This is a genomic window from Labrys okinawensis, assembly GCF_047345005.1.
Lineage (GTDB): Bacteria > Pseudomonadota > Alphaproteobacteria > Rhizobiales > Labraceae > Labrys > Labrys okinawensis.
Map to the genome: position 1 here is coordinate 3,288,038 of NZ_CP178864.1, position 11,933 is coordinate 3,299,970.

17 protein-coding genes and 1 tRNA gene are annotated in these 11,933 nt (G+C 63.4%); 8 read left to right on the forward strand and 10 right to left on the reverse strand.

The annotated features are described in order from the left end of the window. Nucleotides 1-25 precede the first annotated feature (25 nt). Together ACMDCR_RS15390 and ACMDCR_RS15395 are read right to left on the reverse strand one after the other, a co-directional pair. Entirely contained in the window at nucleotides 26-415 is a 390-nt protein-coding gene (locus ACMDCR_RS15390; protein ID WP_413993345.1) for a DUF3224 domain-containing protein, read from the reverse strand. Between the two features lie 100 nt (nucleotides 416-515). Next, a complete protein-coding gene (locus tag ACMDCR_RS15395; protein WP_413993346.1) occupies nucleotides 516-1,217 on the reverse strand; it encodes an ArsR/SmtB family transcription factor in 702 nt (233 codons plus the stop codon). 118 nt (nucleotides 1,218-1,335) lie between these two features. On the opposite strand from ACMDCR_RS15395, the gene ACMDCR_RS15400 reads away from it, so the two are divergent. Both ACMDCR_RS15400 and ACMDCR_RS15405 read left to right on the forward strand, forming a co-directional pair. Beyond that, on the forward strand, nucleotides 1,336-2,472 hold the full coding sequence (locus tag ACMDCR_RS15400; protein WP_413993347.1) for an MFS transporter: 1,137 nt from the start codon (nucleotides 1,336-1,338) through the stop codon (nucleotides 2,470-2,472). Then, nucleotides 2,472-2,696 (forward strand): hypothetical protein, encoded by a 225-nt coding sequence (locus ACMDCR_RS15405; RefSeq protein ID WP_413993348.1) that lies wholly within the window; start codon nucleotides 2,472-2,474, stop codon nucleotides 2,694-2,696. The genes ACMDCR_RS15400 and ACMDCR_RS15405 overlap by 1 nt, the downstream gene beginning before the upstream one ends. 99 nt (nucleotides 2,697-2,795) lie before the next feature. Here ACMDCR_RS15405 and ACMDCR_RS15410 read toward each other — a convergent pair whose 3' ends face one another. Then, complete coding sequence (locus ACMDCR_RS15410; RefSeq protein ID WP_413993349.1) at nucleotides 2,796-3,050, reverse strand: hypothetical protein; 255 nt, start codon at nucleotides 3,048-3,050, stop codon at nucleotides 2,796-2,798. Between the two features lie 136 nt (nucleotides 3,051-3,186). Here ACMDCR_RS15410 and ACMDCR_RS15415 point away from each other — a divergent pair, with 136 nt between their 5' ends. Further along, nucleotides 3,187-3,384: a hypothetical protein gene (locus ACMDCR_RS15415; RefSeq protein ID WP_413993350.1), complete on the forward strand. Its 198-nt coding sequence runs from the start codon at nucleotides 3,187-3,189 to the stop codon at nucleotides 3,382-3,384. A 37-nt stretch (nucleotides 3,385-3,421) separates the two neighbouring features. Here the strand turns inward: ACMDCR_RS15415 and ACMDCR_RS15420 are convergent. The 3 genes from ACMDCR_RS15420 to ACMDCR_RS15430 form a co-directional block, all read right to left on the reverse strand. Then, nucleotides 3,422-3,507, reverse strand: a tRNA-Leu gene (locus ACMDCR_RS15420). 34 nt (nucleotides 3,508-3,541) lie between these two features. Beyond that, nucleotides 3,542-4,711, reverse strand: coding sequence for an FAD-dependent monooxygenase (locus ACMDCR_RS15425; protein WP_413993351.1), 1,170 nt, complete (start codon nucleotides 4,709-4,711; stop codon nucleotides 3,542-3,544). A 35-nt stretch (nucleotides 4,712-4,746) separates the two neighbouring features. Then, nucleotides 4,747-4,992, reverse strand: coding sequence for a zinc-finger domain-containing protein (locus tag ACMDCR_RS15430; RefSeq protein ID WP_284316747.1), 246 nt, complete (start codon nucleotides 4,990-4,992; stop codon nucleotides 4,747-4,749). Nucleotides 4,993-5,088: 96 nt separating this feature from the next. On the opposite strand from ACMDCR_RS15430, the gene ACMDCR_RS15435 reads away from it, so the two are divergent. The 4 genes from ACMDCR_RS15435 to ACMDCR_RS15450 all read left to right on the forward strand — a co-directional run bounded on the left by ACMDCR_RS15435 (nucleotide 5,089) and on the right by ACMDCR_RS15450 (nucleotide 7,742). Continuing rightward, nucleotides 5,089-5,844: an alpha/beta fold hydrolase gene (locus ACMDCR_RS15435; protein ID WP_413993352.1), complete on the forward strand. Its 756-nt coding sequence runs from the start codon at nucleotides 5,089-5,091 to the stop codon at nucleotides 5,842-5,844. A gap of 143 nt (nucleotides 5,845-5,987) precedes the next feature. Then, a complete protein-coding gene (gene cysE / locus ACMDCR_RS15440; RefSeq protein ID WP_413993353.1) occupies nucleotides 5,988-6,845 on the forward strand; it encodes a serine O-acetyltransferase in 858 nt (285 codons plus the stop codon). 130 nt (nucleotides 6,846-6,975) lie between these two features. Next, nucleotides 6,976-7,188 carry a DUF3126 family protein gene (locus ACMDCR_RS15445; protein WP_284316750.1) on the forward strand — a complete coding sequence of 71 codons (213 nt, stop codon included), beginning with the start codon at nucleotides 6,976-6,978 and terminating at the stop codon, nucleotides 7,186-7,188. A 23-nt stretch (nucleotides 7,189-7,211) separates the two neighbouring features. Continuing rightward, on the forward strand, nucleotides 7,212-7,742 hold the full coding sequence (locus ACMDCR_RS15450; protein WP_413993354.1) for a gamma carbonic anhydrase family protein: 531 nt from the start codon (nucleotides 7,212-7,214) through the stop codon (nucleotides 7,740-7,742). An 83-nt stretch (nucleotides 7,743-7,825) separates the two neighbouring features. Here the strand turns inward: ACMDCR_RS15450 and ACMDCR_RS15455 are convergent, their stop codons facing one another. Further along, nucleotides 7,826-8,464, reverse strand: coding sequence for a transglutaminase-like cysteine peptidase (locus ACMDCR_RS15455; protein WP_413993355.1), 639 nt, complete (start codon nucleotides 8,462-8,464; stop codon nucleotides 7,826-7,828). 280 nt (nucleotides 8,465-8,744) lie between these two features. Beyond that, nucleotides 8,745-9,611 (reverse strand): pantoate--beta-alanine ligase, encoded by an 867-nt coding sequence (gene panC, locus ACMDCR_RS15460; protein ID WP_413993356.1) that lies wholly within the window; start codon nucleotides 9,609-9,611, stop codon nucleotides 8,745-8,747. 118 nt (nucleotides 9,612-9,729) lie between these two features. Between panC and ACMDCR_RS15465 the strand changes: the two genes are divergently transcribed. After that, nucleotides 9,730-10,428, forward strand: a complete 699-nt coding sequence (locus ACMDCR_RS15465; RefSeq protein ID WP_413993357.1) for a DnaJ domain-containing protein — start codon at nucleotides 9,730-9,732, stop codon at nucleotides 10,426-10,428. A gap of 152 nt (nucleotides 10,429-10,580) precedes the next feature. On the opposite strand, the gene ACMDCR_RS15470 is transcribed toward ACMDCR_RS15465, so the two are convergent. Both ACMDCR_RS15470 and ACMDCR_RS15475 read right to left on the reverse strand, forming a co-directional pair. Next, complete coding sequence (locus ACMDCR_RS15470) at nucleotides 10,581-11,150, reverse strand: chorismate mutase (RefSeq protein WP_413993358.1); 570 nt, start codon at nucleotides 11,148-11,150, stop codon at nucleotides 10,581-10,583. Between the two features lie 529 nt (nucleotides 11,151-11,679). Continuing rightward, nucleotides 11,680-11,898 (reverse strand): LacI family DNA-binding transcriptional regulator, encoded by a 219-nt coding sequence (locus ACMDCR_RS15475; protein WP_413993359.1) that lies wholly within the window; start codon nucleotides 11,896-11,898, stop codon nucleotides 11,680-11,682. Nucleotides 11,899-11,933: the final 35 nt, after the last annotated feature.

An 11,933-nucleotide genomic window follows, 5' to 3' on the forward strand; every position in this document is an offset into this window, starting at 1 on the left:
TCGTGTCCGCCGCCCTCCAAGTCTGTCAGCTTTCCGGAAGGCTATAGTCGAATATATAGAAGTGCTGGCCGTCGGTAATCTCGATGGCCAGGCTGCCGTTGAGGCCGGCAAGAGCATCTGTGCCGGAGTCCGGCACGACCGTGATGACGAGGGAAGGCAGGCCGCGATCCATGCTGCCGCTATGCTGCAGGGCGAAGGAGCCTTCTCGCCCTTCGAGCGAGCCCGTCACCTTCTCCATGGCGACATAGCCGGCCGAGCCCTCGACCCCGCCATGCACCGCCAGCATCTCGCCGCTGCTGCTGCCGCTGAGCGGGCCGTGGAAGCGCTTGGCGAGCGACAGACGTCCGACGGGGACCTCCGCGCCGGTCTGCGGCGTCATCGTGACCTCGAATGTGCCACGCACCTGCTGGGTCATGAGCGCTTCTCCTCCACCGATTCCGATCGCCGCAATACGAACGGAAGTCATTCGGGGCCGTCGATCACAGTCGAAGCCTGCGAAACCTCGGGCCAGCGTGTCACATAGGGCAGGGTGGATCCATGCCGAATTCCTGCTTGAGCCAGATCCACCCGGCGGGCGTCACCTCGATCCGGCGCGATTCCTGGCCCCGGCGCATCCAGCCTCTGGCGCACAGAAGGCGCAGGAACTGCACGCCGAGTGGCCCGGCGAAGTGATGCTGGCGCTCCGTCCAGTCGAGACATTGCCGGGCGAGGCCGCGGCGTGTCGGCATGATCGCGGCGACGTCGAGACCCGCGCGGCCGAACCAGGCGACTCCCTTCGGCGTGACGACGAACTGCTTTTCCGGCGCCGCCTGCAGATAGCCATGCGCCTGCAGGCCTTGCGTTACGGCGACGCCAACCTGTCCTGCCAGATGATCGTAGCAGCAGCGCGCAAGGCGCAGCCGCTCCGCCTCGCGGCCGCGGGGCTTCACCCGCACACCCCCAGCCGGTGCAATCGAGGCGAGGATCTCCAGCGCCTGCGCGACCTGCGGACCGGCAAGGCGATAATAGCGATGGCGGCCCTCCGCCTCGACCTTGATGAGGCCGCCGGCCAGCAATTTGGCAAGATGGCTGCTCGCGGTCTGCGCCGTCACGCCGGCGGCATAGGCCAGTTCGCCCGCCGGCTTGGCGCGGCCGTCCGCTAGCGCCATCAGCATGGCGGCGCGCGCGCTATCGGCGATCAGGAAGGCAACCGAGGAGAGGTTTGGGTTGGCGGGCATGGCGATTTCTCCCTGCTGATGCCGATATACACCTGCCGAAGACCGGATGTTTCGCCACGTATCGAAACATCGCCGAAGCGCTTCCTTCATGCTGGCCGGACCGGCAAAGGAGGAGCCAATGGATCGGATGGTTCGCCAGCGGCGCGTCCTGGCCGCGACCAGCATCAGCTACGTCATCGTCATCCTCGATACCTCTATCGTCAATGTCGCGCTGAAGCCGATCGCGACATCGCTCGGCATCGACATCGCAGGCCTGCAATGGATGGTGAGCGCCTATACGCTGACCTTCGCTAGCCTGCTGCTGACCGGCGGCACGCTCGGAGATCGGCTGGGCGCCCGCAATGTCTACGGAGCCGGCCTGGCCGCCTTCACCCTCGCCTCGGCCCTGTGTGGGCTGGCGCCTACGCTAGCGACCTTGATCGCTGCCCGCACGCTGCAAGGGCTCGGAGCAGCCCTGCTCGTGCCGTGCTCGCTGACGCTGATCAACAATGCCTATGAGGATCTGCAACGACGCTCCGGCGCCTTCGGCCTCTGGGCGGGGTTGGGCGGTGTCGCCATGGCGGCGGGACCGTTGATCGGGGGCGTGCTGATCCATCTTCTCGGCTGGCGCAGCATCTTCCTGGTCAATGTCCCCATCGGCGTCGCCGGGCTGGCCATGCTCGGGCAGGTCGATGCGGACAGGCCCGCTACCGGCTCCCGTCATCTCGATCTCGCCGGCCAAGCGAGCGCCATTCTCGCACTCGGCCTGTTCACCGCCTTCCTGATTGCGGGCCCGAGCCTCGGTTGGCGATCCGCGCTGGCCCTCTCCATGCTTGCCGTGAGCCTGGCGGCGGGCGCTGCCTTCCTCGCTATCGAGAGCCGGCAGTTCCAGCCCATGCTGCCGCTGGCCTTCTTTCGCAACGGGATGTTCTCCGGCTCGGTCGCCGTCTCGATGATCTCGGCCCTCACCTTCTACGGGCTGATCTTCGTGCTCAGCCTCGATCTGCAAGAGCAGCGCGGCTTTCCGCCATTGTCAGCGGGCCTCGCCTTCCTCCCCCTGACGGCCCTGATCTCGGTCGGCAGCTTGCTCTCGCGCCGCGCCACTGCCCTGGTAGGGCCGCGGAGACTGGTGAGCGGCGCCTTCCTGATGGCGGCCTGCGGCTTTCTTGGCATGCTGGCAGTCGGCCCGGGGAGCCCGTTGTGGCGCCTGCTGCTGCCGATGCCTCTCATCGGCCTCGCCGCCAGCCTGATCACGCCCGCCGCCACGACGCGCTGATGGCGACGGTGGATGGCGATCGGGCCGGCATCGCCGCCGGCGTCCTCAACGCCGCGCGCCAGACCGGTGCCGCTCTCGGCGTCGCCGGCTTCGGCGCTCTCGCGGCCGCACTTCATCCATTTGCGCGAGGCATGGAAGCGGGATTGCTCCTGGCGGCCGGCCTGTCGGGTCTGGCTGCGCTAATCTGGTGGCGGGCCAAGGATCGACCCGTCTGTTCCCGATAACCACCGCGCTATTGTCGCGATCAGTGGTGGCATGAGAACAAAAGGACCAGCTCGACGATGACGAACTGGGAACCCCGCGAGGGGATGCTTGGCGCACCCTCATCGCGACAGGTAGGTTTCGAGACGCTCGGGCAGTTCTCCCAGCGCTGCAAGAACCTCGCCTTCCTGAAAGTCGCCCAAGTCCAGGTCCCCCGTCCGAGAGAACGCTACGCCGCCCTTTCCGCTGTCCGCGAGGAGGCGGACCTTGAAGCGGGCCGAGTCGGCGCTGCGGACCTCGAGGGCCTTGCCCATGACGAACTCGCCATCCTCGTTCCGCTCGAACGGGACCACCACGAAATAGGTGACACTGACCATCGCTCACGGTCTCCTCGGAGCTCACCGCAACGCTACTATAGCGCAATCCCACTACTAGAACAAGACGTGAACAAAAGACTCGCCAAGCCCGGCCTGTGAGGCTACCGTCTACCGACAGAGCGAACGGAGCCGAGCGATGAAAATTGACCCGAGGGTGTTGTTCTCCAATGAGGTGGTGCCCCCGACGCCCGAGGAATGGGAAGCACTGGACGCCATCATCCGGGATTGCGAGGGGAGCCCCTACAAGGCAGCCCTCACACTCCTGCGCCTCTTCGCCCTGCAGTCATCCATTGTCGAGTCCAAGGAGGCCCGGCGGCGGCGCAACTCGGCCTGAGGGCCGTCCAGGGTGTCGTGAATTGCGTTCAGGTCGTTGGTGCGGACGGCGGGACTCGAACCCGCACCCGGTTTCCCGAAGCAGATTTTAAGTCTGCTGCGTCTACCATTTCGCCACGTCCGCGATATCGCCTCCTTAGGGGGTGAATCGAGCGGGCTCAAGCCGTTTCTGCGGGTTTCCAGCCATAGAGCCAGTCATAGCGCTCCAGCATGCGTCGGCCGCCGAGGGTGGCGAGACCGAGGTCGCGGGCGGTGGAGAGAGGCCAGCGCCAGTGGTAGCGCTCGCCATTGGCGTGGGCCTCGGCCTGGATGCGGCGCACACGGGGCAGGCGCAGGGCGGACCAGGCTTTCAGGCGGGCTATGTCGTCGCCGGGCGTAGCGAGCTGGCAGGCGAGTTCGGCGGCGTCCTCGATGGCCGCGCCGCCGCCCTGGGCCAGGAAGGGCAGCATGGGGTGGGCGGCGTCGCCGAGGAGGGCGATGCGTCCATGGGCCATCGAAGTGCCGGGCCGGCCTTCGTAGAGCGGCCAGGTGCGCCAGTCGGCAACGCCGGCGAGCAGCGTGTGCACCCGGGGATCCCAGCCCTGGAAATGGGAGAGGAGCCCATGAGAGGGCTGCGGCTTCGACCAGCCCGGGCTGTCGTCACGGTCCTGCGTGATAGCCACCAGATTGAGAGCCTCGCCGGCGAAGACGGGGTAGTGCACCAGATGGGTGCGTTCGCCGAGCCACAGGCCGGTGACCTTACCGTTGAAGAAACCCGGCACAGCGTGCAAGGGGAGCACGGCGCGCCAGGCACGCTTGCCGGCAAAGCGGGGCAACTCGCTAGGGATAACGCTCTTGCGGACGGATGACCACAGGCCATCGGCGCCGATCAGGAGGCGGGCTTCGACGTCGGGCTGGCCGGAAGCGAAAGAGAGGCTGACGCCCGTCTTGTCTTGCGCCACCCCGCCCACCTCGTGGCGGAGAGCAAGGGGAATGCCCTGCTGCCGCACGGCGTTGAGCAGCACCGCCTGCAAGTCGGCACGATGGATGACGCCATAGGGCGCTCTCCAGCGCTGCTCGCAGATTTCGAGCGGCAGGCGCTGGATCAGCTTGCCGCTCCTGGCCTGGCGAATGATCACCGCATCCAGCCGCACCATGGTGTGCTCAAGCGACGGGCGAAGCCCAAGGCCGAACAGCACATTGAGGGCATTGGGGGTGAGCTGGATGCCAGCGCCGGCCGTTTCCAGCTTGGCAGACCGCTCATAGACAGCGACCTCCAAGCCGCGGCGATGGAGCGCAAGCGCAGCCGTAAGGCCGCCGATGCCCGCGCCTGCGATCGCAATCGTCATGTCGCAATCGTCATCTTGCAATCATCTTGCCGCCCTCAGGCGGCGTCGGCGATCACCGTGCATTCGGCCGGGTCCGAGGTGCCCTCATGCAGCTTGGGATCATATTTGTAGAGCGTCGAGCAATAGGAACAAACCGCTTCGTCATCTCCTCCGAGATCGATGAAGATGTGGGGATGGTCGAACGGGGCGCTGGCGCCCTGACACATGAACTCCTTCGAGCCGACGCGAATGACCTTCAGGCCGAGATCGTTCTGAAAATGGGGGATGGAATGGCCAGCCATGTTTCAAGTCCGCTATTTGCTGTGCGCGGACCATAGCGGCGCCGCGTGCGATGCGATAGGGCCTAATGGGTTTGAGGGCAAAGGAAAACAGTGCCGATGCTGCGCTTTGATCACAAGGGTGTCGAAATCGCTTATATGGACGAGGGGGAGGGCGAGCCGATCCTGCTCATCCACGGCTTCGGTTCGAACCATGACGTGAACTGGGTGGGAACCGGCTGGGTCGATCTCCTGACGAAACAGGGCCGGCGGGTGATCGCGCTCGACAATCGCGGCCATGGCCAGTCCAGCAAGCTTTATGACCCTGCTGGTTATCATCCCGCCGTGATGGCCGGCGATGCGGTGGCGCTGCTCGACCATCTGCGCATCGGCTCGGCGGTGGTGATGGGCTATTCGATGGGCGCGCGCATCACCGCCTTCATGGCCCTCGAACATCCCCAACGCGTTGATGCGGTGATCCTCGGCGGCCTCGGCGTGCGGCTGGTGCATGGCGACGCCCTGCCGCCGACCATCGGGCCGGCGATGGAAGCACCGACCCTCCACGACGTGGCGGATCCGATCGGGCGCATGTTCCGGGCCTTTGCGGACAAGAGCGGAGCGGACCGGCGCGCGCTCGCGGCCTGCATCCGCGGCTCGCGCGTCCAACTCAACCGCGCCGAGGTCGGCCGCATCCTGCAGCCGGCACTGATCGCGGTGGGAACACGGGACCCGATCGCGGGTTCTGCCAGAGAGCTGGCGGACATGATGCCCAATGCCAGCGTGCTCGACATTCCCAACCGCGATCACAATCCGGCGGTGGGCGACAAGGTCTACAAGCAGGGCGTCCTGGCATTCCTGGTGGAACAGGGTCTCTAAGCCAGGACTGCGTGGCGGTCAGCGAGGGCGGCGTCATTCCGCCTTGTTAACCCGAGTTTGGAGCCCTGCTAAATCAGCATTGGCACTCGCAGGTGCCCTGCGCTAAAACAGCGTAAGGAAGCGTCTAAGAAGCGGATAGGCAGATGAATCAGTCAAAGCGCCTGGTCTCTCATGGGCTCGAGGTCGTGGATCCGATCTGGAGCCGCGTCCGCATGGAAGCGGAGACGGTCACCCATGCCGAGCCTCAGCTCTCCAGCTTCATCTTTGCCAACATCCTGCAGCTGAACTCGCTCGAAAGCGCGATCGTGCAGCGCATCGCCTCGCGCCTAGACCATTCCGACATGCCAGCGACCCTGATCGCCCAGGCCTTCGGCAAGGCGCTGGAAGCCGATCCCGGCATCGCCGCGGCCTTCCGGGCCGATATCGCCGCCGTGATCGACCGCGATCCAGCCGCCAACCGCTATATCGAGCCGATCCTTTATTTCAAGGGCTTCCATGCCCTGCAGACCCACCGCCTGGCCCATTGGCTCTGGCAGGCCGGTCGCAAGGATTTCGCGCTCTATCTGCAGAGCCGCTCCTCGGCCGTGTTCCAGTGCGACATCAATCCCAACGTGCCGATCGGCCGAGGCATCTTCCTCGACCATGCCACGGGCCTCGTCGTCGGCGAGACGGCCGAGATTGGCGACGACGTTTCCATCCTCCAGGACGTTACGCTCGGCGGCACCGGCAAGGAGACGGGCGACCGCCATCCCAAGATCATGCGCGGCGTGATGATCGGGGCGGGCGCCAAGATCCTCGGCAACATCGAGATCGGCCAGTGCGCCCGCGTTGCCGCCGGTTCCGTGGTGCTCAAGCCCGTACCGCGCAACACTACCGTGGCGGGCGTGCCGGCCCGCGTGGTGGGGGAGGCCGGCTGCGCCGAACCTTCGCGCAGCATGGACCAGATTCTGCACGGGCCACTGCCCATCGATGATGTCTTCTGGCACGATGTCGGCCTGTAGGCTCGTCGCGCTGTCCCCCTTTTAAAGCTGATTGGCGCCTGCTTCGGCTTGCGAAGCGGGGTCTGGCGTGGCAAACCGCGCTGATCGCGGGGCGCCAAGCCGGCCCCGCTCAGACAATCGAGGAAGTCACGTGGACAAGAAAGACATGCAGCGCGTCGAATCCTATCTTCGGCGTACCTTCGGCAATGCCACCATCCGCGTGGTGCCGCGTGCCCGCAAGACCGACAGCGCCGAGGTCTATATCGGCGAGGAATCGATCGGCCTGATCTCCGAGGACAAGGAAGACGGCGAGACCTCCTACGACTTCCACATGGCAATCCTCGACATCGATCTCGAGGACTGATCCTCCCTCCTGGAGACGTGGGCATGCCCCTTTACGCGCTCGACGATGTCTCGCCCACCGTGCCGGCGGAGGGTCGCTATTGGGTCGCGCCTGACGCCCATGTGGTCGGGCGGGTCACGCTCGGGGAAGATGCCAATATCTGGTTCGCTGCGGTCCTGCGCGGCGACAACGAGCCGATGACCGTCGGCGCCCGCAGCAACATTCAGGATGGGGCGGTGCTGCATTCCGATCCCGGTTTTCCGCTCACCGTGGGCGATGATTGCACCATCGGCCATTCCGCCATCCTGCATGGCTGCACGATCGGCAGTGGCAGCCTGATCGGCATGGGGGCGACGGTGCTGAATGGCGCGAGGATCGGCGAAGGCTCGCTGGTGGGGGCCAACGCGTTGGTGACCGAAGGCAGGGAATTCCCGCCCCATTCGCTCATCGTGGGTGCGCCCGCGCGCGCATTGCGCACGCTGGAGCCCGGGGATATCGAGAAGCTGCTCCAATCGGCGGCACATTATGTCAGCAATTCCAAGCGCTTCGCCAAAGGGCTGAAGAGGGTGGATTAGCGCTGGGAGCGCGGACGTCCTCGTCCCCTCTTCCTTTAGAACAGGCGCATCGTTTCCAAGAGCGGACGAGGACGTCCAGCAGATCAATCCCCCTTGGACGACACGATAGAGGTCGTCTGCGTGTCGCCCAGTGACACCCAGACATTCTGGTCCGATTGCGACTGGCGCTTCACATAGCGATAACCCGTGGCGCGCCAGGACAGGATCTTCGGTTCCTGGTTGTCGAGCACGAACTCGCCGCGGTCGGTCTTCACCATCAGCACCGCATGTCCCTCGCCCTTCTTGTCGCGGACGACGGTGATCAGGAGAGCGGAGCGCGGCCAGCCGGCATCGATCAGGAGCTTGCGCTTGAGCAGCACATAGTCCTCGCAATCGCCATAACCGTCGGTGGGGTAGGCCCACCATTCGACCTTGCCGTAGTTCTCAAGGTCCGTCATCGGCTTGACGGATTGGTTCACCTGGTCATTGAGGGCAATCAGGTCTTTCCAGGCCTGGCGGGAGAGCACGATGTCACGCGCTTCCTCGGCTCCGGCCTTGCAATCGGATGGGTTGTCCCGGCAGAACTGGAGGTAACCGGAAGGCGGGGTCGTGACATCGCCCACCGGTGCATACACGGGCATCGCGCTGCCGGCCTGGGCCGCCATGGCTACCGAGCCAAGCACAGGTACCAAAGAGAGCGCAACACCGGCAAGTGCTGACTTGAAGTTGATCCGGATGCGCATTGCCATCTTCAGACCCGTTATGCCCTGTTCCGGTTAACGTCCGGAAATTGAGCCAGTTACCCGTTCCCGAGGTCAACTTCGCATAAGGGCAGGGGCCGCACAACGCTGCTGCCGCAGAAAAACCAAGATCGGAATACTCTGGAAATTGATCTAACTTATTGTTATCCCTCAAGTTAACGCCATATTAACCATGGTTTTCCGTTTTCCCTCTTCACGCTTTGGTGAGCGGGAGAGTGGCGATTCTGCCACGCTTTCGTCACGATTCGCGGAGCCATTTTGGTTAATTCCTGGCCGGGGCCAGCGCGATGTTGTCGATCAGGCGCGTGGCGCCCAGCCGTGCCGCGACGAGTAGCCGGCCTGGCGCCGGCCCGATGCCGCCCAGCGGGGCGAGGTTGTCGGCCTGGCGGGCCTCCAGATAGTCCAGCTTGAAGCCGGCCGCCTCAAGGGCCGTCCGGCCTTTCGCCAGCTCGGCCTCAAGGTCTGCGCCGGCGAGTGCCGCATCGGCGATTCCACGCATGGTGCGGTGGAGCAGGGGAGCCAGCGTTCGCTCCTCCGGCGAAAGGAAGCGGTTGCGCGACGACATGGCGAGGCCATCCGCCTCGCGGACCGTGGGATGGCCCACCACTTCGATCGGCAGGTCGAGATCGCGCGCCATCTGCCGGACCACGCAGAGCTGCTGGTAATCCTTCTCGCCGAACACGGCGACATCCGCGCCGCTCATGGTGAAGAGTTTGGCGACGATGGTGGCGACCCCCGCGAAATGGGTGGGCCGAAAACGGTCCTCGAGGCCCGCCACTGCGGGCCCTTGGAGCGTGACGGTGGTGGCGAAGCCCTGCGGGTAGACTTCGCCCACGCCGGGCGCGAACAGAATGTCGCAACGCGCTTCGCGCAGGCGTGCAAGATCGGCTTCCTCGGTGCGCGGATATTTGGAGAGGTCCTCGGTGGCCGCGAACTGGGTGGGGTTCACGAAAAGGGTGGTGACCACTCTGCCAGCCCGCTTTCGGGCCTCCTGCACCAAGGCGATGTGGCCATCATGCAGCGCACCCAGGGTCGGCACCACGCCGATGGTCTCGTCGCCCCTTCGGAATTCCCGCACGGCCCGGCGCAATTCGGCCACCGTACGCGTTATGATGACATCGGCCACCACCGTTCACTCCATACCGACATTCCAGCACCCCTCTCTTGACCACGGACGGCGGAAGGGCCAAGTGGCAAGGAAGCGGCAAGGCTGCTGTTTTCACCGCTCTTTCGCAGATCGGACCGCCGTGGGCCAGTTTATTTTTGGATGCGTGATCCTGATCTGCCTCTGGCCGTTCCTGAAGCCGGGCGCTCTGTCGAAGACGCCGTTTCTCGACAGGCTGATACGCAATGGCGGCAGCTTCCTCGCCTTTTCCCTGGGACTCCTTCTGCTCACCCGTGGTGAGTGGGGCATCGGCATCCCCTTCCTGATTCTGGCCACCGCCATGCGGGGCTGGCTGCCGCAAATGCGCAAGGGTGCGATTCCTGGCACAAGGGCACGCACCGCCTATGTGCGCACGATCGATCTCGTCTTTATGCTCGATGCGGCGAGGCAGCCCGTGGACGGGCAGGTAATCCGGGGGACTTTCTCAGGGCGCCGGCTTTCGAGCATGCAGGCCGCGGAACTGCTGGCGCTGCGCGGTCAGATCGCGGCCGATTTCGTCGGCCGCTCAATCCTTGAAGCTTATCTGGACCGCCGGCTTGCCGGATGGCGTGAACACTTCAAGGACAATGCGAACGCGGGGTACCGCCGCGGGACGACGACCGACGCGATGTCCAAGCAGGAAGCTTACCAGATCCTTGGGGTGCAGCCGGGGGCGAGCCCCGAGGAAATTCGCCGGGCGCACCGCACGCTCATGAAGAAAATCCATCCCGACAAGGGGGGCACGACGCAGATGGCTGCTCGTGTCAACCGAGCCAGGGACATTCTTCTTGAAGGCCATTGACCCCAACTCCACACAACGCGGATGAATCGGATGGGAACAGGCTCGCAGAAGATGGTTACGTAAGGATTAATGGGGCGGTTGAGGCCGCGAGCGTCCGTGGATGGTCCGAGACGAGCTTCGTCGAGATCATTGGCGTGACATCGCTGAAGGATCTATTTTTTTGCCATCCGCACTACCAACAATGCATTGAACAATTGCTGTTTGTCCGGATCTTTCAGGTTATGCTCGCGAATGGTCTTGAAAAAGTCGGTGCTATCGCTCGTCCCGAATGGTCCGCTTTTCAAATCTTGAGCCACCTGCTGCAGAATCTCCTTACTCAGTTCGGCAATCTCCTGGCGTACTTCATCGAGCGGGCGCGGCTGCCAACCCGCCTCAGGTTCCGAAAGCCAATCTGCCTCGTAGCGATACTCAATGGCCTTGGCCGCGTTTATCTGGGCTCGGATCAGTGGCTCCACTGAGCCAGGGTCGAGCCCCAGTTTCTCAGCCTCGGCCTTCGCGCTCGCCAGTACTTTAGCTTCTTGAGCCAAGTCCTCGATTGGCAGGTGGTTTTGTGCTTTGAACCCCGCAACATCCTTCATATACGACAGACGCTGGCTGATCTTTTCCGCCAAGGGAGTGATTTCCGCCGCGAAAGAAGCCTCAGAAATTATGAGGCATGTACTTAGCAATACTGCCAATTGACAAAACGTCGTATGGTTCAGTCTCACAGATGTTCCTTTCACCGTTCCAGTTTGGCGTCCTCCAGTGACAATGCCCGTCGCTAGGATTTGTTTGGACGACCGACAGCGTCTAGCAGTAGTAGGCCATAACTGGACCTTCCGCCGCCACCAAGCTCACGTCTATGCTAGGAGCGTTTTACCTTCAGATCGAATCATCAAGAACTGCAATATTTTGTGATATCAACGCGTTCTTTTGGAGATCCGCCCCGGCGTGAACGCAATTTGCTCAAGGAGGGAGCATTCGCCGCCTGCTTACTCGGACATTTGGCTGAGCGCGATCAACATGACCAATTGAGACTAAAGCAAAATGCGTTCACGCCGGGGGGGGACTACGAAATTAACTTATTGGTACCAAAAGCATTTTGCGATTCTTGGTGTTTCGATCTGAAAGTAAAACGCTCTAGCGATGGATCGCGAGCGAGCTGCGCGAATGTGTAACTGGACTCCTGGGGCTCGATGAAGGGGCTTAATTCGCATGGCGCATGACGCCGGATACCCTTAACTCAGCTGGCGGGAAGGTTTGGAAGATCTACTAGCCGGCTTCGATGAACTCGAGCGAGGCCCGTCGAATCGCTGTCGAATTCAACTCAATTATCGCCATTTTAACGGCGTTTCGACTGTCTGCCCGCACAGCTTTGGCTTTAAGTACACGGTGGACAGTTGCGACGCCGACCTGCGCTTTATCTGCAATTTCCTTAATCGTGCAGAGACGATAAAGCCCAAGCTCGTCGGGTGTGTGTTTGCCGCCCATCAAAGACGTCCTCCCTAAGCTATCGACGAAAGTCG

Excerpts from the sequence above, each read along its gene's own strand:
- cysE (WP_413993353.1), top strand. The coding sequence starts at position 5,988 with ATGAATCAGTCAAAGCGCCTGGTCTCTCATGGGCTCGAGGTCGTGGAT.
- ACMDCR_RS15405 (WP_413993348.1), top strand. The coding sequence starts at position 2,472 with ATGGCGACGGTGGATGGCGATCGGGCCGGCATCGCCGCCGGCGTCCTC.
- ACMDCR_RS15475 (WP_413993359.1), bottom strand. The coding sequence starts at position 11,898 with ATGGGCGGCAAACACACACCCGACGAGCTTGGGCTTTATCGTCTCTGC.
- ACMDCR_RS15415 (WP_413993350.1), top strand. The coding sequence starts at position 3,187 with ATGAAAATTGACCCGAGGGTGTTGTTCTCCAATGAGGTGGTGCCCCCG.
- ACMDCR_RS15450 (WP_413993354.1), top strand. The coding sequence starts at position 7,212 with ATGCCCCTTTACGCGCTCGACGATGTCTCGCCCACCGTGCCGGCGGAG.
- ACMDCR_RS15410 (WP_413993349.1), bottom strand. The coding sequence starts at position 3,050 with ATGGTCAGTGTCACCTATTTCGTGGTGGTCCCGTTCGAGCGGAACGAG.
- ACMDCR_RS15455 (WP_413993355.1), bottom strand. The coding sequence starts at position 8,464 with ATGCGCATCCGGATCAACTTCAAGTCAGCACTTGCCGGTGTTGCGCTC.
- ACMDCR_RS15390 (WP_413993345.1), bottom strand. The coding sequence starts at position 415 with ATGACCCAGCAGGTGCGTGGCACATTCGAGGTCACGATGACGCCGCAG.
- ACMDCR_RS15435 (WP_413993352.1), top strand. The coding sequence starts at position 5,089 with ATGCTGCGCTTTGATCACAAGGGTGTCGAAATCGCTTATATGGACGAG.
- ACMDCR_RS15425 (WP_413993351.1), bottom strand. The coding sequence starts at position 4,711 with ATGACGATTGCGATCGCAGGCGCGGGCATCGGCGGCCTTACGGCTGCG.
- ACMDCR_RS15395 (WP_413993346.1), bottom strand. The coding sequence starts at position 1,217 with ATGCCCGCCAACCCAAACCTCTCCTCGGTTGCCTTCCTGATCGCCGAT.
- ACMDCR_RS15430 (WP_284316747.1), bottom strand. The coding sequence starts at position 4,992 with ATGGCTGGCCATTCCATCCCCCATTTTCAGAACGATCTCGGCCTGAAG.
- ACMDCR_RS15400 (WP_413993347.1), top strand. The coding sequence starts at position 1,336 with ATGGATCGGATGGTTCGCCAGCGGCGCGTCCTGGCCGCGACCAGCATC.